We start from the raw sequence: 19,835 nt of genomic DNA on the forward strand, positions 1-19,835 counted from the left end.
TGGGACATAACTGCCTTTTTACTCAAACATGCAGCATAAACGCGGAACAAAACATAGTTTCACTCCGCTTAATCCAAAAGGGACGGCAACTCAAAATCGAGTTGTCGTCCTTTTTACATTAATGCTCGGAAGCTGAACATGTTTTGTCCCGCTCCCCTTTAATTATTCTAATTTCAGATCAGCTGAGGCCAATGCCTGTTGAACCACCCACATTACATCATCACTGTGAGTTAACCTAGTTTTCACAGCTACTAAATCATCTTCACGAATGATCCGTTCAAACTCAACAAATTCCTGATACATCCGATTTGGATAAATATTATGATCAACTTTTTCCAATAAATTCTTGTCTTTATCATAAACATCGAATGATGCCATCTTATTGGTAGGACCATTAACAACAATTGAGCCTTTATTACCCTGGACAATTGATTTTCTGATTGGTGAGACTGAATCCTTAGCTCCAATGGCAACGGCCTTAGAGGTCCCATAATCAAGCGTCAGGATACCTGATGTATCGACACCACGTTCAATATTTGGTAAATATAACACTTTCTTTGGACGCCCCAATAACCCAACGATAAAGTGGATGTTATAGATGTTGAGATCTAACAATGCTCCACCACCCTTTTTAGGATCAAAAGCTGGCAAGATTTCACCGGCTTCAAAGGCATCATAGCGTGATGAATACTGTGAATAGTTACTCTCGATTAATTTCAAATCACCTAATTCAGGCAATTTGCTCTTCAAATCGATGTAATTTTGAAGATATTGATTAGTGATTGCTTCAACCAAAACCAATTTTTTCTCCAAAGCAATCTTTTGCAAATCAAGAAATTCCTCATATTTAACAGTAAATGGTTTTTCTGAGATAACATTTTTGCCATGTTCCAAAGCCTTTTTAGAAAAAGCATAATGTAAAAAGTTAGGTACGGCCACATAGACGGTATCAAAATCCCCTTCGGCTAAGGCCTTATCAAAATCAGTATAAACAGTCCCAATCTGATACTCTGACTGAAGTTGTTTCATAATATCTAAACTTCTCGTTGTACCGATAATAGCTGTAAGTTCAGTATCCTTTAAATCCTTCGTAATAGTTAAAAAGTCATGCACAATGTTACCTGATCCAATAATCGCTAATTTCATTTCAACCACTCCTTATTTTCTTTTCAAGTTAATTTAAACACGCTAGAATAGTAATAAATGCAATATGTACAGAATGGTAATAATATTCCAAAAATATTTATATTTTTTATTTGATGGGTGGAACAAAATGACAATAATCAAACAACTACAAACAAGCGAAAAATTTAACGGTTCCGAAAAAACAATTGCCCAATATATTTTACAAAATAAAGAACAAGTTATTACAATGTCTATCCAAGCTCTAGCTTCAAAAACTTTCACTTCTACTTCCACGATTGTCCGCCTATGTAGAAAACTCGGTTTAAAGGGTTATCAAGATTTCAAAATCAACTTAGCCGCTGAATTGCAGAAACACTATGATAATATTTCTACTGTCGACCCTGACTTCCCCTTTACTGAAGATGATTCCAACAAAGAAATATCACAAAAGATCCTCGAAGTCATGAAAGATTCCATTACTCAAACTAGTGATCTCTTATCAAATGAACTTTTAGAACGAGCTGTCAGAGATATTCTCAAATCCGATAAATTAGGATTATTTTCATATGGTGACACTTATACCGCTGCTTTGAGTTTTCAAAATAAACTAATGAAGATCAATTTTAATGTTACTATGCCAGTTTTATTCGGTGAAAATAATTTTTTGGCCTCGAACTTCACCAAAAATGATTGTGCCATTTTGATCTCATATAGTGGTAGTAGTAAAGATACCTACCAAATTGCTCGAATTTTAAGATTAAACGGCTGTAAGATCATCACGATCACATCTGATAAAGACTCAGAAATCGCTAAGTTAAGCGACCTAGTCCTGCCAATCATTAATACCGAAAGTAAAGCCGTCAAAATTTCGCCCTTTGCTTCACAAGTCGCTATCGAATATATTCTCAACACCTTATATTCATGTTTATTCGTTGCTAATTATGATGACAACCAGCGCCACCGTCTAGCATCAGAAAAACTCTTTTCCAATTCACGATTTTAAAATTCTTTGAACAAAAATAGCCATCAATCATAAGGGGATTGATGGCCATTTTTTTACTTAAAATCATTTAATTCTTGCTGTTGCTTTTCTCTTTTTGCCAAAACTGATACCACTAATTACTGAAACAAATGAAAGTAAGATTGCGCCTAACATTTGCAACTTAGTTTGCTTAGCATCACCAGTTTGTGGCAATGTATTCAAAGCATTATGAATGTCAGAAGCGACTCCATTTACGTTTGATACATTAGTCATAGTAGTCGTTTTATTACTATATGCTGGATTATAACCGTTCAAACTTGGAGTTCCGCCGCCGAAATTATAAACTGCAATATTATCCGTTTGAGCATTTCCATCATAGTTAGTAACTGTCACATTATTATTTTGACCGACATTATTGTTATCAGTATCAGTCACACTATTTCCAGGTTCACTTGGATCTGTGGATTTAGTAGTCGTCCCATTAGAATCACTAGGAGTGTTGGTATTTGTTTCTGGTGTTGTTACATTTGGATCACTAGGAATATTTGTGTTAGTTTCTGGTGTTGCAGTTGGATTGCCAGGTGTAACTGGATTTATTTCTGGATTTCCTGGTGTACTAGTGTTAGTTCCTGTACCGGTATTAGTATTTCTGCCATTGTGAGAATTATTTGTAGTCGAAGTATTGTCCTTTGGTTGTTGAGGTAATGAAGCCTTAGCCAAAGTTATTATTGGTGCTACAACACCAGTGACTGTTCCTAACTCAGAATTGACTTTTGTTCCTCCAGAATAATTTTCTACCTCAGGAGCATCTTTCAATTTCCCTAATTCAGTATCCGTATAAGTTGGTAAGGCTGGTAGTAAATTACTGTTTAATGATAATTCAGAATTTAAATTCACAATATTGTCTAAAGTAGATGTTTGTACTATATCGAAAACAGGAGATGCACCTATCGTCTTACCACCCTTGTCATCAGTAGTTGTAATAGTTGGTTCAGCAAGATAATAGAATTTATAGGTAGGCTGCTCATGAAGATCGTACCCAATTCCTTTAAATAAACTACCAAAAAGCTCGGAGATTGGATCAGCCGTTTTAAACACATAAAAGTTGCTAGTTGAACCAGGCGCCCCTTGAGCTTGATCTATTTTTGTTCCGGGTACAACAATGGCTGCTAGATAATAATTTTTTCCATCTTGAGAATAAGTCGATTTAACTGAACTTCTCAACGCACTCTCCACAGCAGCCTGATCAGTAGCATTTAAAGCATAGTAATGTGTTCCATTATCATCAGTTTCCTTAATTAAATCTTTTTTATAGATGGTAGGAATATCAACATTAATAAGATCATCACTATTAGTAGTCATCTCGGGATCCGCTTTATCCCCTAGTTCCATTCCATAAGTATCACTATCAACATCATTATCATTGTTATTAACAAAACTATCTAGACTGTCACCCATATATATATCGACCGTAAGTGACGTTTTTGACGTTCCGTTTTTTACTACAGATGTATCCGTATTATCAGTAGATAGCTTTGCTGCATTTTGCATACTTATTTTAGCAGCATCATTTAAGGCATCATTCGGTTTTTGATCATTGATTTTAATCAATAATTGTCCATAGTTATCTTTAAAAGTTGTCAAATCGCCATTAAAAGCAGTTAATTCCCCCTGCAAAGCCTCTACAGAAGTAAGCTTCTGTATCCCTAGGGCTGAACCAGTGGCTTTATTGAAATCATCAACCGCATCGGCATAAGCCTTAGCTAAATTACCATAGGAAGAGTTCTTCGGTTCAGTTATGGCATCATTATATAAAGCACCAGTAGCAATATAAGTATCACCAATTTCTTTGATTTGGGTAGCTAAGATTCCCCATTCATTAGTAACATTGGCAGCCTGAGAAGTACTATTCCAAACTTTAGCTGTATTATTGATCAAACCAGCAACTCCATTGATTTCATCAATCTTCTGTTGAAGTAATCTTTGCGTCTTTTTAACACTAACAAGTGAATCAGTTGCATCAATAATCTTATTATTTTTAGTGATTTCGTCACTTAGATTATTTTGTAATGGAGTCAAATCTGTTAATTTAGATTTGGAAATATCTACTGAATCTTGATAATTATTTAGTGCTGCTTGATAAACCTTTTGATTTTCAACCAGTGTTCCCACTGAATTATTTAAAGTATCCTGTGCAGTCTTAACACTGTCACCTAAGGTTTTTAATTTTTTCACTGAATCATCACTTAAAACTGTATTAGTAACTGTATCTACTTGACTCGCTCTCTGAATATCGATTTTATAAGCTGTAACCGCCTGACTCCAATTATCAATATATTTCTGTAGATCACTTGTTTTGACGCTTATATTCTTAGAAGCTGCAGCAAAATCTACCTCTGAAGCACCTTCTGATCCAGACAAATCTGAATATTTCTTCTGGAGTTCCTGCAACTCTTTAGCTGCAGTTATAATGTCTGTCTCTCCTTTTTCAATATCTGAAGAATTGGCTGGTTGAATACCTGAATCATCTATCGCTTGAACAGTGTTCAAAGCTTTTTGATAAGCAGCGACTGCTGTCTTCCAATTATTTAAGTTTTTATTTACGATACTTGTCTGACTGTTAGTTATATCATAAGCTGCTTTAGCATCTGCGTAAGCTTTTGCTGATTTTAAATAACTTACTATTTTATCAACTGAATCGGTTGAGGATTTTTGTCCATCCGCAGTAGTGGTACTGACAACAACTTTTGAAGGACCATCTGAATTAGTCTTATCATAAGTATCCACTGCACTATTATAAGCAGTAACTGCGGCATCATAAGCAATTTTTAATTCATTTATCGTGTTGATATTTTCAACATAATCTGATGAATTTTTTGAAGTAGTAATTGCATCGTTCAAAGTATTTGCAGCGGTGTTTAAATTACTTTGAGCAGTATTAACAGCTTCTGCCTTACCATAATTATCTTTATTATTCTGAACAACCTTCAATTGGTCATTAATTGTATTCTGATAATCCTTAACTATTCCATCATAGTCTTCAAGTGTATTATTACCGACCGTTTTACCATCTTGAGTAACCGATGAAACTGCGCTAGGCTTTGCAGCAACCAAAGCATTAATAGTAGCTTGATATGTTGCAACTGTTGCATCAGTATCAGCCAAAGTATCATTAAATTTACCGGATTTAGCCTGATAATCATCTAAAGCTTCCTGTAGATCACTTTGCCAATTAGGTGTTGTAGTCAAATCTTTTTTATTTAATATACCTTGAAGTGCGCTCAAACTATCATTAGCTGCTTTAGCATCATCGTTGGCAGTATCCGTCTGTGTTTCAGCAGCATCATAACTATCCGATAGCTTCTCAGAATCTGGTTTATTAGCTTCAACTGCAGGATCAACCGCTGGTATACCTGTTTTAATTGTAGATGCAGTCGTTGGCTCTGGTGTTGGTGCTTCTGCTACTGGTTCAGACGCTAGTACTGGTGTTACTGGAGTTTTTTCTACCGATGTAGGATCAGTAGTTACCCCATCAGCTGATTTAGTAACTGTAGTAGTCCCATTTGACACGGTTGGAGAATCAGTAGTTGGTTTAGAAGTTACTGCTGGTTTTGCTGCATCAACATTAGAAGTGCTAACTGGTGCTTTAGGTGCTGCATTTGTACTTGTAGTTACACTATCATCTGCCGCCGCCTGAACAGATTGAGTATTAGTATTCAATACTAAGTCTATGCTCAAAGCCGTTAGTCCAGCAACATATAACCATTTTCTATCCTCTTTAAATACTTTATTCTTTGGGTTATCTACTAAATTCTTCACGACAGCTTACCTCATCCATATATATTCAATCTTTATTATTAACAAATTAATATTTCTATACGCATTGAACAATATAGCATTACAGGAAAATCATGCATGCCACTGTTTGTTAGAATCCTTTTCTTAATTTGAATATTTTATTAATATTTACCCAATTGGCATATAAATATTTTTATTTAAGAAAAATAGTCAAAAAAATAAACCGAACTCTCAAACAATTGAGAATTACGGTTTATTTTTTAAAGTTAAATTGCTGATCTAAATGTGTATTATTAGATGTCGCGACGACGTTCTTTAATACGAGCAGCCTTACCTGTACGAGCACGTAGGTAGTAAAGCTTACTACGACGTACACGACCATGTCTGATAACTTCGATTTCTTCAACACGAGGTGTGTTTAATGGGAATGTTCTTTCAACACCAACACCATTACTCATCTTACGGACAGTATATGTAGCACTGATACCAGCACCATGTCTCTTGATGACAACACCTTCGAATAGTTGAATACGTTCACGTGAACCTTCAACAACCTTAGCGTGGACACGAACTGTATCACCACTACGGAAGTCAGGAACATCAGAACGTAATTGTTCTTTAGTAATATCTTGAATTAAGTTATTCATAAATAATTCTCCCTGTCGACACTCATATATAACCTATTGATATACAGCGGAATATCGTTAATATGTGTTCAAACACTCTTAAAATTATACTTTATTTGAACACGATTGTAAACTAGTTATTTCGACGAATTTCACGTAAAATCTTCTGTTCTTCATCAGTCAACTCAGCCTTCTCTAATAAATCAGGCCGACGCTCCAAAGTTTTCTTCAAAGACTGTGTTAAACGCCATAAGCGGATTTTTTCATGGTCCCCGCTAGTTAAGACCTCTGGCACTTTTTTACCACGGAAATCAGCTGGACGAGAATATTGTGGATATTCCAACAAATTATTAGAGAAAGATTCCTCTTCAGCCGAAACTGAATTACCAAGCACACCAGGTACAAAACGCAAAGTAGCATCAATCATACTCATAGTTGGCAATTCTCCACCAGTCAAAATATAATCACCAATCGAAACTTCATCAGTCACCAAATCTTTGACCCGTTCGTCGAAACCTTCATAATGTCCGCAGATAAAAACCAATTGATCTTCTTTAGCAAAATCACGAGCCATTTGAGTGTTGAAAGTTTTTCCAGCTGGATCCAAAAGAACCACTCTTTTTTTACCAGGTTTCTTTTTTTCAACATAATCCATAGCATCATAAATTGGTTGAGCCTGTAAGAGCATTCCCGCACCACCACCATAAGTTCCATCATCAACATGATTTTGCTTATTAGTGGTAAAGGCTCGAAAATCAACAACCTCAATATTGGCTAAATTCTTTTCTTGAGCTTTTCCAATCAATGATTCATCTAAAGCCTGAAACATTCTAGGAAAAATACTTAAAATTGTAATATCCATTAGTCCATCAATCCATCCGGTATTTCGACATTAACAACTTGGTTATCCAGATCAACTTTTTTGATAACATCCTTGATATAAGGCAAAAGAATTTCCTTATACTTAGTTCCTCGAACCACCCAAACATCATTTGAGCCTAATTCGAGAATTTCAGCAACTTTCCCGACTTCACCCAAATCCTTATCAACAACTTTCAAACCAATAATTTGGCTATAAAGAAATTCATCTTCATTTAGGCTAGAGACTTCAGCGCCATCAGCAAATAATTCTGATTTAACATACTTTTCAACATCATTGATATTGTCGTAACCCTTAAATTTCAAAAGGATAAAGCTCTTGTGTGGACGTGATGATTCAACGGTAAACTCTTGAACTTGATCTTTGTTTTTAAGGTAAACTTTTGCGCCCGCCTTAAAACGATCTTCTGGAAAGTCAGTAATTGAAATAATTCTTAATTCGCCTTTAATACCATGAGTATTAACGATTGTTCCAACGCGATATAATTTTTCGGTCATTTTTCCTCCGTGAATAAAAATGAGACCTCGACAAAATAATGTCTGGCCCCATCAAAAATTACTATTTTGTGAATTTGCTTTCGTGATACTTTTGCATAATTCCGTGTTGTTTCAACAAGTGACGAACAGTATCTGAAGGTTGTGCACCTTTGTTTAACCATTCAACGATCTTGTCGTCTTCTAATTTAATTTCTTCTGGTTGTGAAATTGGGTTGTAGTAACCAACCTGTTCGATAAAACGGCCATCACGTGGTGAACGTGAGTCTGCAATAACGATTCTGTAAAATGGTCTTAACTTACTACCCATACGTTTCATTCTGATCTTAACTGCCATGTGTTTGTTTCCTCCAAGTAAATACTTAACTTTGTTAGTATACACAAAAATTAGAGTGGTGTAAAGTTTTTTTCTTTACAGTGATTTTTTATAGTTCAAGGATGCCGTCCTCCGTAAAAATCGCAATTTGGCCGGAACGTAGTGGGCCGACAAAAATCGGAGGCTAAGGATAACTTCACTACTGAGCCTCCGATTTTTACTCCGGACTAGTTTTTTGTTTTATTTGTAATTTTCATAATAACTCATTTATTGTATATTTCAATCTAACAAATTTAATACAAAAAAATGAATATTTAAACATACAGACGTCAAATCACAAATAAAAAAAGACAACTTAACTGACCTCAAATATTTAAAGTCAGTAAAACTTATCTTTTTAATATATTAATATTCGTAAATTAATTTAAAATTCTATCAAAAACATTAGTATGGAGCAAAAATCGGGAATTGGCTAAGATGTGAAATTCTACTTAGGCGGCGTACTTTGCCGTCTTAGTAGAAGGCCGAGTTTTGAAACAGTTTGAACTTCAACTGGTTCAAAATCGTGCCCACATCGTTCCAGCCAAATTCCTGATTTTTGCGGAAGACGGCAGTGAACAACCATCACCAAAAGAATTATGACTTAAAGCGTTTGATCTTCTTTAAGCGTTTCTTCTTGTTCTTCTTATTCTTACGAACCATTGAATGCATCGCCATCTTACCCAAGCGACCTTGGATACCATTGCCCATCAATTGATCCATACCTTGCATATTACCCTTAGACATCTTATTCATCATGTCACGGGATTGCTTAAACTGTTTGATCATGCGGTTAACGTTTTGAACGCTTTGACCAGAACCACTAGCAATTCGGCGTCTTCTGGAAGGATTCAACAAATCTGGATCTTCACGTTCTTTAGGTGTCATTGAATAAACAATGGCCTTCAAATGGGCAATATCCTTTTCGCTAATATTAATATTAGCTAGTTGCGGATTATTAGCCATTCCTGGAATCATCTTCATAATTTCATCCAATGGTCCCATTTTTTGGACTTGATCCATTTGATCGATAAAGTCATTAAAATCAAAACTGTTTTCACGAATCTTTTCAGCTACTTGTTGAGCTTGCTTTTCATCATAATCAGTTTGAGCCTTTTCAATCAAGGTCAGCATGTCACCCATACCTAAAATACGGTTGGCCATACGATCTGGATGGAAGACATCCAATTGGTCGAGTTTTTCACCTTGCCCAATGAACTTGATTGGCTTACCAGTTACGGAACGAATTGAAAGTGCAGCACCACCACGGGTATCACCATCCAACTTAGTTAGAACAACACCAGTAATATCAAGCTGTTCGTCAAATCCAGCCGCTACTTTGGCAGCCACTTGACCAGTCATTGAATCGGCAACGAACAAAATATCATTTGGATGAGCCAATTCTTTGATACGTTTTAGTTCGTCCATCAATTGTTCATCGATTTCCAAACGACCGGCAGTATCAATAATGACATAATCATTTTTGTTTTCAGCCGCTACCTTTAAACCATTCCGGACAATATCAACTGGATCAGGTTCTGTTCCCTCGTCGTAAACTGGTACATCAAGTTGCTGACCAATCGTCTTCAACTGTTCAACCGCAGCAGGACGATAAACATCGGCAGCAATGAATAATGGACGAGCTTTTTCCTTAGTCTTCAAACGGTTAGCTAACTTACCGGCAGTGGTAGTCTTACCAGCACCTTGGAGACCAACCATCATGATGATTGTGGGAATATGTGGTGCTTTATTCAATGGAACAGCTTCTTGTCCCATCAGCTTAGTTAATTCTTCGTCAACGATTTTGACAACTTGTTGTGAAGGTGTCAAACTTTCCATTACTTCGGCGCCTAAAGCACGTTCTCTAACTGTCTTAACGAAAGTTTTAACAACATCGAAGTTAACATCAGCTTCCAACAAAGCCATTCGAACTTCACGCATTACTTTACGGACGTCTTCTTCAGAAAGCTTACCTTTTCCCCTTAAGGAAGAGAAAACTTTTTGTAAACGATCACTTAATCCTTCAAAAGCCATACTCTACTCCTACATTTCATTTATTTTAGAAATTCTTCTTACTAACTTTAATAACTCTTTATCATCTGAATATTTAGTTTGTACTAGTTGATCCAATTTTTCCGAAATATCATCAATTTCTTGAGTCTTTTCAATCAAATTTAATTCTTTCTCAAACGATTCTAACAAATTAACCGAGCGATGCAGGTTATCCAGAACCGCTTGGCGCGAAACCTTTAACTGTTCTGCAATTTCACTAAGTGAAAAATCTTCCACATAATAAAGGTCTAAATAACGACTCTGTTTTTTAGTTAGCAAGGCATGATAAAAATCATATAACAAATTTATACGCGTTGTTTCATCAATATCCATAACTACTTATTCGATGCTCCAACAATCAATTCCTTGAACAATCCATAAATGAATTTCTCGGGATCAAAGTCACGTAGATCATCCATTTGCTCACCTAAACCGACCAGCTTAACTGGAATATGTAATTCGTTACGGATAGCTAAGACGATACCACCTTGAGAACTTCCGTCAAGTTTTGTGAGTACAATTCCTGAGACCTGAGTCGTTTCGTTAAATTGTTTAGCCTGACTCAAGGCATTCTGACCAGTAGAGCCATCCAAGACTAACAGTACCTCTTGAGGTGCATCGGGTAATTCACGAGTAATGACACGTTTAATTTTTTCAAGTTCACGCATCAGGCCTTCTTTATTTTGCAAACGACCAGCAGTATCAACTAATAAGATATCAAAGTCTTCTGAAATAGCTCGTTGGACAGCATCGTAAACAACTGAAGCAGGATCGGTGTGTGCCTTGCTAGCTTGAACTGGGACACCATCACGTTTACCCCATTCTTGAAGTTGTTCAATGGCACCAGCTCTAAATGTATCAGCGGCAGCCAGTAATACTTTCTTTCCTTGTTGTTGATAACGGTGAGCTAATTTACCAACAGTAGTGGTCTTACCAGCTCCATTAACCCCAACAAACAAGAAAACAGTTGGTGTTTTATCGGCACTGAATTTCAAAGAATTATCTTCTTCTTTACCTTCTTCGCCATACATATCAACTAATTTTTGAACAATAACGTTAGAAACATCCGAACGTTTCTTAGCGTTTTCCAATTTAACTTCTTCACGTAATTCATCTGAAATACGCATAGCCGTTTCATAACCCACATCAGATTCAATCAATAATTCTTCCAAATCATCGAAGAAATCTTCATCAACACTTCTGAAATTTGCTAAGAAACGATTAAATCTGGCACTAAAGGAATTACGACTTTTCTTAAGACCTTCATCGTATTCCTTAATGTCGTCCTTAGGTTCCGCTTCAGTTTCAGTATCAGTTGGTTCGACCGCATCTTCGTTTGGCTCTTCAGTATCTGAAACGTCAACTGGCTGTTCCGGTTCAGCTGATTCAGTATCCTCTTTAGGTGTCTCTGATTCCACTGTTTCTTCTGAATCTTCTGATTCCTTTGGTTCTTCTGGTACAACAGTTTTTGGCGTTTCAACTTCAGCTAGTTTTTCAGGTTGTTCCGGTTCTTCTGGTTCTTCTGGTTCTGACGTAGCTGGTTCTTCTGGTTTTTCAATCGGTTTTGTCTCAGGTTCTGGAGTTGGCTCTGTTACGGCTTTTTCTTCCGTGGATTCAGATTCTTCAGGAGTTTCAACTGCAGCTGGTTCTTCTGGTTCTACTGGAGTTTCCTCGGTATTTTGCTCAACATCAGTTTGTTCAGTCGATTCAACTTTTTGGTCAGATTCTTTTTCAGATTCAACGGTTGATTTTTTTTCTAAATCTTTATCTTCAGAGGAATCTTTACCAGTAAAGGCTTTTTTAATTCGATCAAATAATCCCATATTTAACTCCTATTCTTTGACTTTAACGGATAACATCCGTGATACACCAGACTCTTCCATGGTGACACCATATAAACGGTTCACATTCATCATGGTTCCTTTCCGGTGAGTAATCACGATAAACTCAGTATTGTCATCATATTGATTTAAGTAATTAGCAAAGCGGAAAACATTGGCATCATCTAGTGAAGCTTCAACTTCATCCAAGATACAAAATGGCACGGGTTTAACCTTGATAATAGCAAATAACAACGTAATTGCTGTCAAAGCTTTTTCCCCACCAGATAACAAACTCAAACGTTGGAATTTTTTCCCAGGTGGTTGCGCGATAATTTCAATTCCTGACTCTAACAAGTCTTCTGGATCAGTCAAGACCAACTTGGCCCGACCACCGGCAAACATTTCCGGAAAAATATCCTCAAAAGCCGACGCTACCTTATCAAAGGTCTTCTTAAATCTAGTTGTAACTTCCTTGTCCATTTCAGCCATAGTATCTAATAATTGTGAACGAGCTTGCAGTAAATCATTTTGTTGTTGAGTTAAAAATTCGTAACGATCCTTAACTTTGTCATACTCTTCAATTGCAGACAGGTTGACCGTTCCCAATTCTTCAATACCCATTTTCAACAAACGAGCTTCTTTTTGTAATTCATCGGGATCATAATCTTCTTTTTTAAGTGCCTGTAACGAAGCCTCATAAGTCAACTGATACTCTTGTGACAACGTATCTAGACGACTATCAATTTGATTAGAGAATTTAGTGTTTTGAATGGCTAAAGATTCCTGTTGGTCAGAGGCGCTCTTTTGTAAATCAAAGTTTCGTTGTGCTTTCGAATTCAATTCACTAGCCAAGGCCTGCTTTTGTTCACGTTCAGCCTTCAATTTATTAACCACCGTTTGAAGCTCGGCAATTTCTTGTTGTAGCTTTTCAATTCGGTTTTTGACTTCAGTGTTGCTTAACTCAAGTTGATCTTTCTCCGAATCCAACGTAGTTAATTGTTGTTGAATACCCTCAATTTGACCAACCGTTACAGTAAGGTTTTCTTTCAAATCAACATTTTGCTGTGATTCATTAGTATGATTACTCTTCACAACTGCTAATTTGGTCTGAATAGCTTGTTCTTGTGTTGTAATTGAACTCAATTCAGCATCAAAATCGGTTAATAATTTTTCTTTTTGCTTAATTTCTTCCTGAATATTATCAATATCATGTTCTATCTGTTCAGCAGTTTTTACTTGTTGCGCCAAGTTTGTTTCTAAATCCTTTTGTTCAGTTTGATTCTTCGATAAATTATATTTAATTACATCCAAACGTTCACTAAAGTGACGTGCCTCATTTTGATAAGTTGAAATTTCATTCTCAAAATGATTCTTTTCTTGATTAAAGTTAGCTAATTTCTCATCAACGGTTTTCTTTTCCGCATTCAAAGTCATCAATTGTTCTCGCAAATCTTGAACAGTGGTTTGTTTTTGATCCATTAACACTTCTTGTTGTGACAATTCTTTAGTTAAAGAAATTATCTCATCTTTTCGTGTCAAAATGCTTGAATTTACGCGACGTTGTTGCCCACCAGTTAAAGAACCACCAGCATTGACCACATTACCATCTAACGTAACCACACGATATTTACGATTAACGGCATCTGAAATTTTAGTTGCTACATCAATATTTTGAGCAATCAACAGATTTCCTAAAATATTTTTCACAATATTTTCAACTTTACTATCATACTTTACCAAATCACTAGCGACGCCAACAAAACCAGAGACATTTGCAGCTTTGTTCAAATCATTAGCATAGATATTTCTTGGTTGAATGATATTTAATGGCAAGAAAGTTGCTCGACCACCATGACTTTGCCGTAAGAATGAAATCGCTGCTTTAGCAGAATTTTCATCCTCAGTAACGATTGATTGGAGCTGATTACTGACTACCGTTTCAATAGCTAATTGATACTCTTTAGGTACTGATACCAACTCAGCAACCGCACCAACGATTCCCTTGACCCGAGATTCATTATTCAGAATATTTTTAGCCCCTTCGAAGAACCCAGCATGCTCTTGAGCCATGTTTTCAAGGACCTTTTTATTAGCCTTGATTTCCTGAAGGTTCTCTAAAATTCGTAAATAATTACTATTCTCATTCTTACCATTTTCAGTAATTGTCTGAATCGATTGCGTTATTTCTTGATCACGTTGAATCAATGATTGATTGTCGGCTACCAACTTCTTAACTTGCTCGTTTATCGATTGATTATCTGTTTGATAAGTATTCAAACTGGCTGTTACTTCAGCTAATTGGGCATTTTGTTCCTTTAGTGCAACTGATACCTCAGAAAGTTCTTTTTGTGAATAATTTTGATCATTTTTATTCGAAACTTGAGCCTGCAAGAGATCAACATAGTCATTTCGTAAATCAGTAATATTTTTCTCAATATCAGCCGGCGTTTTTTTCTTTAGCTGCTGTAAATCACGCAATTTCTTTTCAAAATCAGTGATCTTATCAACGGATTCTGCCAATTTTTGGTTTGATTCCGTCAATTTTGTTTCATTGACTACTTTTTGTTGTTGTAGATCAGCTAAACGTGTATTCAGATTCATTTTATTAGACGAATTAAAACCATTTTTTTCATCCGCCACAGCAACTTGACCATTGTAAATTTCCAAAGTTCTAGTCGCCTTAACCAACTTGGTTTGATTATCATCAATTTGATTAGATAAGTTATGAACCGATTGATTATTATCTTCGACCTGTTGGTTAGCTGTCTTTACCTGTTGTGAAATATTTTGTAAGCTCAATTTCACTTCACGGAGATCCTTATCGATCTGATGCTTTTGGGCAGATAAATTCTTAACTTCAATGGTTAAGATTTTTTGATACAGACTATCATACTTACCTTTTTGAGCTTTATAATCCCTAGCAATACTGGCCTGCTTTTTTAATGGTTCAACCTGTTTAGATAATTCTGACACAATATCAGAAACCCGATGCAAGTTATCAGTCGTTTCAGACATTTTACCTTCAGCCTGTTGCTTCTTTTGCTTAAACAAAGAAACTCCAGCTGATTCTTCAATAATACTTCGTCTCTCAACTGGTTTGCTATTGAAGATCTCCTCAACTCGTCCTTGAGAAATAATGGAAAAAGATTGTTTTCCCATCCCTGAATCCATGAATAACTCAGTAATATCACGTAAGCGACATCCCTTATTATTGATCATAAATTCAGTATCACCGTTCCTAAAAAGACGACGACATATAACTATGTCGTCTTGGGCTGATTTTAATTCTTTATTATGATTATCGAACTCTAAAATTACTTCAGCTCGGTTCATTTGTGGACGAGTATCACTACCAGCAAAAATCACATCGACCATTCTGTCTCCACGTAAACTCTTTGCTGATTGTTCTCCCATTACCCAACGAATGGCTTCAGTAATATTTGATTTTCCACTCCCGTTGGGTCCAACAATACCAGTGATACCACTAGTAAAGTCGATCTTTGTTTTATCAGCAAAGGATTTAAACCCATTGATCGTTAATGATTTTAACGGCATAAACTACAAACTCCTATAATTCGTCTAGCGCTCTTTTAGCAGCCATTTGTTCAGCATGCTTCTTACTGTAACCGAGTCCTTTAGACAAAATCTTTCCATTGGCGATTAATTCCACCTTAAATTTCTTGTCATGATCAGGACCTTCTTCATCAATTACCTTGTAATCAATTTCAACTTCGCCTGATTGTTGTAATCTTTCTTGAAGATGTGTCTTGAAATCAGTATCTTCAGAAAATTCACCTGAATCAATGTGTGGATAAACAACTTTTTTCAAGAAATCCTCCACAACTTCATTTCCTTGATCAAGATATAATGCCCCATTAAAGGCTTCAAAAATATCTTCAAGCAATGTATGTCTCTGACGGGCACCTTGTTTTTCCTCACCCTTACCGATCAATAAATATTTATCGATATTGATTTCCTTAGAAAAACGAGCAAAGCTATCAGTTCTAACGATATCTGATCTCAATCTAGTTAATTTGCCTTCTGGCAAATCAGGATATTTCTCGAAGAGGTATCTAGAAATATTAATTTCTAGAACAGCATCCCCCAAAAATTCTAGACGTTCATAATCACCGATACCTAACTCTTTGTGCTCATTATCAAATGATGAGTGAGTCATAGCTCTCTCAACTAATTTTTTATCATTAAACTTGATACTATATTTTTCATCTAAAAAATCTAAGAATTTTGGATCTAACATAACGTGTCCCCTTTCCGATAATATTAATTATACTAAACTTTTATCATAAAAAATTGTTTGGACAAAAAAATAAGACCCTATTGGCCTTATTTTTGATGTGATGAAATGTAATCTGTGGCTTCACCAACGGTAGTAATCTTTTCAGCATCGTCATCAGGGATTTCTGCCCCAAATTCTTCTTCAAGTTCAAGTACAAATTCAACAAGGTCGATTGAATCTGCATCAAGATCCTTAGCAAAAGATGTTTCCTTAGTAATTGTTGATGGTTCAACTTCAAATTTGTCAGCAATCAATGCCACAATTTTATCAAAAACTTCTTGTTCTGTCATGGTGGTTCTCCTTATTTTTCTGTACTCATTTGTTCGAAATATTTATTAGCTTTACTAATTGTATCGTTAGTTAACATATCATAAATTTGTTTAACAGTATAATAGACTGTTCTGCTGTCGGCGGATCCATGAGCCTTAACAACTGGTGACTTCAAGCCCAACAAAACTGCCCCACCAGCTTGAGAAGTATCAAACATCTTACGCATGCCTTTGAGTGATGGAGCAACGATAGCTGCACCCATTTTAGTAAAAATACCATTATTTAGCAAGGCATCTTTTAATTCACTTAATAGAATTGTTGCGGCGCCTTCAGTAGCCTTCAAAGCAGCATTTCCAGTAAAGCCATCAGTAACGATAACATCGGCCACACCTGCTAAGATATTGTTGGATTCGACGTTACCAATAAAATTAATATCTTTAGTGTCTTTCAACAATTGATAGGCTTCTTTGTGCATCGTATCGCCTTTATCATATTCAGTCCCATTATTTAACAAAGCAATTCTAGGTTTGTCGATCTTCTTAACATCATGAGCGTAAATCGAACCCATAACCGCCCATTGTTGTAAGTATGAGGCCTTGGCCTCAGCATTAGCACCAACATCCAACATATTAACACCTAATGGTGAATTAGTGGCTGGTAACGTTGGCATCAAAGCTGGGCGAGCTACTTGTTTGATCCGACCAACGATAAAAATACCAGCAGCCAACAAAGCCCCTGTATTACCTAAAGAAAATAGGGCGTCATTTTCACCATCTTTTACTGACTTAGCAGCTAGGACCATTGATGCATCTTTTTTAGAACGAATGGCCCGTACTGGTTCATCGGTCCCCAAAATTTGTTCATCGGTATGGACAATTGTTATTCGTTCATCGTTTTTTAAATATTCTTTAATCGCCGATTCTTTTCCATATAAAACAAATTCCAAATCTTTCCACTCATCACGTGCTCGTTCAATTCCTTCAACTACTACTTGAGGTGCATTATCTCCACCCATAGCATCAACAGCTATTTTCATTTTATTTCCTCACTAATCAAAATTATTTAATTGTTCATATTCATCACTGATAAACGATTTTAGAGCCTTCGTTTCTGGGTCATTATTCAGAGCCTCATCGTCATAAAGACGTTTGGCTTCCTCTTGAGCAACTTCCAGAATATTAATATCGTTAATGGGATTTCCAACCTTGAATTCAGGTAGACCAGATTGTCGATTCCCTAACATATCACCAGCACCACGCATCTTCAGATCCTCTTCGGCCAAGACAAAACCATCGTTGGTTGAGGTAAGAATCTTCATTCGTTCAATTGCTGCTTCATTTTTCGGATCGGCAATCAGTATACAATACGATTGCTTTTCTCCACGACCGACTCGGCCACGTAACTGATGTAATTGTGATAGTCCGAAACGATTAGCATCATATATTACCATAACTGAAGCATTTGGTACATCAACCCCAACCTCAATTACGGTTGTTGAAACCAACACGTCAATTTTTTTGGCGCTAAAGTCACTCATAACTGATTCTTTTTGATCATTGGGCATCTGACCATGTAATAAACCGATTTTATATTTTTTGCCAAACAATTCAGTAAATTTATCATAAATCAATTCAGCATTCTTCAAGTCCATTTTTTCTGACTCCGAAATCAATGGCGTTACTACATAGACTTGGGCCCCACCGGACAATTCTTTAGTTACGAATTGATACATCTGCTCAACTTTTTGACTGCGGATCCAATAAGTCTCAATTTTTTTCCGACCAGCTGGTAACTGATCAATTCTAGAAACATCCATATCGCCATAGGTCGTAATTGCCAAGGTCCGTGGTATTGGTGTCGCCGTCATTGCTAAAACATCAGGATTATCGCCCTTCTCACGCATAGCTTTACGCTGATTAACTCCAAAACGATGTTGTTCATCAATTACGATCAAACCAAGATTTTTAAAATCAACGCTATCTTGGATCAACGCGTGCGTCCCAATAACTACATTGGTTTTTCCTTCACGAATATCACTAGTAATAAAATTATGTTCTTTTTTAGTCTGTGATCCAGTCAAAAGAGCCGTTCTGATATGTAAAGGGGTTAATAATTTACTAATTTTGTCAAAATGTTGCTGAGCAAGAATCTCAGTTGGTGCCATAATAGCGGTCTGATAACCGGCCGTAACTGAAGCTAACATGGCAATCACTGAAACAATCGTTTTACCTGAACCAACATCCCCTTGCAAAAGCCGATTCATGTGATGATTTGACTTCATATCAGCCAGAATTTCTTTTACAACACGGTCTTGGGCCTCAGTTAACTGAAAAGATAAACTCTTAATAAATTTTTGAATAAATTCTTGGTCATATTTCTCTTCGATTCCAATATTATCTTGATTATCTTCTCGTTTAATACTTTGTAAACCACACTGGAATAGGAAAAATTCTCTGAACTTGGCACTTCTTCGTGCTTCATCACTTTGAGTTTCAGTTTTAGGAAAATGAATTCCTTCAACAATTTCCTCATCGCTTAATAATTTATACTTTTCCCGTAAATGCTCCGGTATGACCGTTTCAATTTGGTCATGATATTTATCAAAAGCTAATTTGATCAAATTTACTAAAGTCTTTTGATGAATACTTTTATTAACTGAATAGACCGAATCAATTGAATCATCACTATTCACATCGATAACTTTCATTCCCGTCAATGATCGACGAGCCTCGTTCCATTTGCCATAAACTGCCGCATCAGTACCTGTTTCAAATTTATCTTTCAACCAAGGTTGATTGAAAAAAGTAACCATAATGGATTCATTATCAGCCAGAATTCGGACATTTAAGCGAGTCTTTTTGTAACCAAAACGTGCTAAAACCGGTTCACTAGCAACTACCCCCTTGATCAGAATTTTTTCTTGATCAACGGCTTCATCTAATGATTTAGCTTCCATATCCTCATAACGAAAAGGAAAGTAAAATAACAAATCATAAACATTTGTAATACCTAATGACATCAAGGATTCAAGCCTTTTCGGACCCACTCCTGGTAATTGTGCTAATGATATTTTTCTAAGATCCATACTTTGCCCTCCTTTTCACTAGAAAATATCAAAAAAGGCCATGACAAA

The 19,835-nt window shown here is 36.2% G+C and carries 15 protein-coding genes; 1 reads left to right on the top strand and 14 read right to left on the bottom strand.

Annotated features, from left to right (window positions below; all coding sequences use genetic code 11):
* Nucleotides 1-162: 162 nt before the first annotated feature.
* Nucleotides 163-1,146, bottom strand: coding sequence for a Gfo/Idh/MocA family protein (locus IV57_RS01455; RefSeq protein WP_057879706.1), 984 nt, complete (start codon nucleotides 1,144-1,146; stop codon nucleotides 163-165).
* 127 nt (nucleotides 1,147-1,273) lie between these two features.
* On the opposite strand from IV57_RS01455, the gene IV57_RS01460 reads away from it, so the two are divergent.
* Nucleotides 1,274-2,128, top strand: coding sequence for a MurR/RpiR family transcriptional regulator (locus IV57_RS01460; protein WP_057879707.1), 855 nt, complete (start codon nucleotides 1,274-1,276; stop codon nucleotides 2,126-2,128).
* Nucleotides 2,129-2,191: 63 nt separating this feature from the next.
* On the opposite strand, the gene IV57_RS01465 is transcribed toward IV57_RS01460, so the two are convergent.
* The 13 genes from IV57_RS01465 to recG form a co-directional block, all read right to left on the bottom strand.
* Nucleotides 2,192-5,926 (bottom strand): LPXTG cell wall anchor domain-containing protein, encoded by a 3,735-nt coding sequence (locus tag IV57_RS01465; RefSeq protein WP_057879708.1) that lies wholly within the window; start codon nucleotides 5,924-5,926, stop codon nucleotides 2,192-2,194.
* Between the two features lie 272 nt (nucleotides 5,927-6,198).
* Nucleotides 6,199-6,552, bottom strand: coding sequence for a 50S ribosomal protein L19 (rplS, locus tag IV57_RS01470; protein WP_057879709.1), 354 nt, complete (start codon nucleotides 6,550-6,552; stop codon nucleotides 6,199-6,201).
* Nucleotides 6,553-6,664: 112 nt separating this feature from the next.
* On the bottom strand, nucleotides 6,665-7,393 hold the full coding sequence (gene trmD, locus IV57_RS01475; RefSeq protein ID WP_057879710.1) for a tRNA (guanosine(37)-N1)-methyltransferase TrmD: 729 nt from the start codon (nucleotides 7,391-7,393) through the stop codon (nucleotides 6,665-6,667).
* Nucleotides 7,393-7,908: a ribosome maturation factor RimM gene (rimM, locus tag IV57_RS01480; RefSeq protein WP_057879711.1), complete on the bottom strand. Its 516-nt coding sequence runs from the start codon at nucleotides 7,906-7,908 to the stop codon at nucleotides 7,393-7,395. Before rimM ends, trmD begins: the two co-directional genes overlap by 1 nt.
* Before the next feature lie 61 nt (nucleotides 7,909-7,969).
* Nucleotides 7,970-8,242, bottom strand: coding sequence for a 30S ribosomal protein S16 (gene rpsP / locus IV57_RS01485; RefSeq protein ID WP_057879712.1), 273 nt, complete (start codon nucleotides 8,240-8,242; stop codon nucleotides 7,970-7,972).
* Between the two features lie 615 nt (nucleotides 8,243-8,857).
* Nucleotides 8,858-10,294, bottom strand: coding sequence for a signal recognition particle protein (gene ffh / locus IV57_RS01490; protein WP_057879713.1), 1,437 nt, complete (start codon nucleotides 10,292-10,294; stop codon nucleotides 8,858-8,860).
* 9 nt (nucleotides 10,295-10,303) lie between these two features.
* Entirely contained in the window at nucleotides 10,304-10,645 is a 342-nt protein-coding gene (gene ylxM / locus IV57_RS01495) for a YlxM family DNA-binding protein (RefSeq protein ID WP_057879714.1), read from the bottom strand.
* Between the two features lie 2 nt (nucleotides 10,646-10,647).
* The gene (gene ftsY, locus IV57_RS01500; protein ID WP_057879715.1) at nucleotides 10,648-12,135 is read right to left on the bottom strand and encodes a signal recognition particle-docking protein FtsY; all 1,488 of its coding nucleotides are present in this window, start codon (nucleotides 12,133-12,135) and stop codon (nucleotides 10,648-10,650) included.
* 9 nt (nucleotides 12,136-12,144) lie between these two features.
* On the bottom strand, nucleotides 12,145-15,690 hold the full coding sequence (gene smc, locus IV57_RS01505) for a chromosome segregation protein SMC (RefSeq protein ID WP_057879716.1): 3,546 nt from the start codon (nucleotides 15,688-15,690) through the stop codon (nucleotides 12,145-12,147).
* A gap of 13 nt (nucleotides 15,691-15,703) precedes the next feature.
* The gene (gene rnc, locus IV57_RS01510) at nucleotides 15,704-16,393 is read right to left on the bottom strand and encodes a ribonuclease III (protein WP_057879717.1); all 690 of its coding nucleotides are present in this window, start codon (nucleotides 16,391-16,393) and stop codon (nucleotides 15,704-15,706) included.
* A gap of 86 nt (nucleotides 16,394-16,479) precedes the next feature.
* The gene (gene acpP, locus IV57_RS01515) at nucleotides 16,480-16,722 is read right to left on the bottom strand and encodes an acyl carrier protein (RefSeq protein ID WP_057879718.1); all 243 of its coding nucleotides are present in this window, start codon (nucleotides 16,720-16,722) and stop codon (nucleotides 16,480-16,482) included.
* Between the two features lie 11 nt (nucleotides 16,723-16,733).
* The gene (gene plsX / locus IV57_RS01520; protein ID WP_057879719.1) at nucleotides 16,734-17,738 is read right to left on the bottom strand and encodes a phosphate acyltransferase PlsX; all 1,005 of its coding nucleotides are present in this window, start codon (nucleotides 17,736-17,738) and stop codon (nucleotides 16,734-16,736) included.
* 12 nt (nucleotides 17,739-17,750) lie between these two features.
* The gene (recG, locus tag IV57_RS01525; protein WP_057879720.1) at nucleotides 17,751-19,787 is read right to left on the bottom strand and encodes an ATP-dependent DNA helicase RecG; all 2,037 of its coding nucleotides are present in this window, start codon (nucleotides 19,785-19,787) and stop codon (nucleotides 17,751-17,753) included.
* Nucleotides 19,788-19,835 lie beyond the last annotated feature (48 nt).

Origin of the sequence: Companilactobacillus kimchiensis, assembly GCF_001438805.1 — a bacterium.
Taxonomy (GTDB): domain Bacteria; phylum Bacillota; class Bacilli; order Lactobacillales; family Lactobacillaceae; genus Companilactobacillus; species Companilactobacillus kimchiensis.

Coding starts and splice junctions, on each gene's coding strand:
- IV57_RS01460 (WP_057879707.1), top strand. CDS start 1,274: ATGACAATAATCAAACAACTACAAACAAGCGAAAAATTTAACGGTTCC.
- smc (WP_057879716.1), bottom strand. CDS start 15,690: ATGCCGTTAAAATCATTAACGATCAATGGGTTTAAATCCTTTGCTGAT.
- rimM (WP_057879711.1), bottom strand. CDS start 7,908: ATGACCGAAAAATTATATCGCGTTGGAACAATCGTTAATACTCATGGT.
- acpP (WP_057879718.1), bottom strand. CDS start 16,722: ATGACAGAACAAGAAGTTTTTGATAAAATTGTGGCATTGATTGCTGAC.
- rpsP (WP_057879712.1), bottom strand. CDS start 8,242: ATGGCAGTTAAGATCAGAATGAAACGTATGGGTAGTAAGTTAAGACCA.
- ftsY (WP_057879715.1), bottom strand. CDS start 12,135: ATGGGATTATTTGATCGAATTAAAAAAGCCTTTACTGGTAAAGATTCC.
- trmD (WP_057879710.1), bottom strand. CDS start 7,393: ATGGATATTACAATTTTAAGTATTTTTCCTAGAATGTTTCAGGCTTTA.
- rnc (WP_057879717.1), bottom strand. CDS start 16,393: ATGTTAGATCCAAAATTCTTAGATTTTTTAGATGAAAAATATAGTATC.
- plsX (WP_057879719.1), bottom strand. CDS start 17,738: ATGAAAATAGCTGTTGATGCTATGGGTGGAGATAATGCACCTCAAGTA.
- IV57_RS01455 (WP_057879706.1), bottom strand. CDS start 1,146: ATGAAATTAGCGATTATTGGATCAGGTAACATTGTGCATGACTTTTTA.
- rplS (WP_057879709.1), bottom strand. CDS start 6,552: ATGAATAACTTAATTCAAGATATTACTAAAGAACAATTACGTTCTGAT.
- recG (WP_057879720.1), bottom strand. CDS start 19,787: ATGGATCTTAGAAAAATATCATTAGCACAATTACCAGGAGTGGGTCCG.
- ffh (WP_057879713.1), bottom strand. CDS start 10,294: ATGGCTTTTGAAGGATTAAGTGATCGTTTACAAAAAGTTTTCTCTTCC.
- ylxM (WP_057879714.1), bottom strand. CDS start 10,645: ATGGATATTGATGAAACAACGCGTATAAATTTGTTATATGATTTTTAT.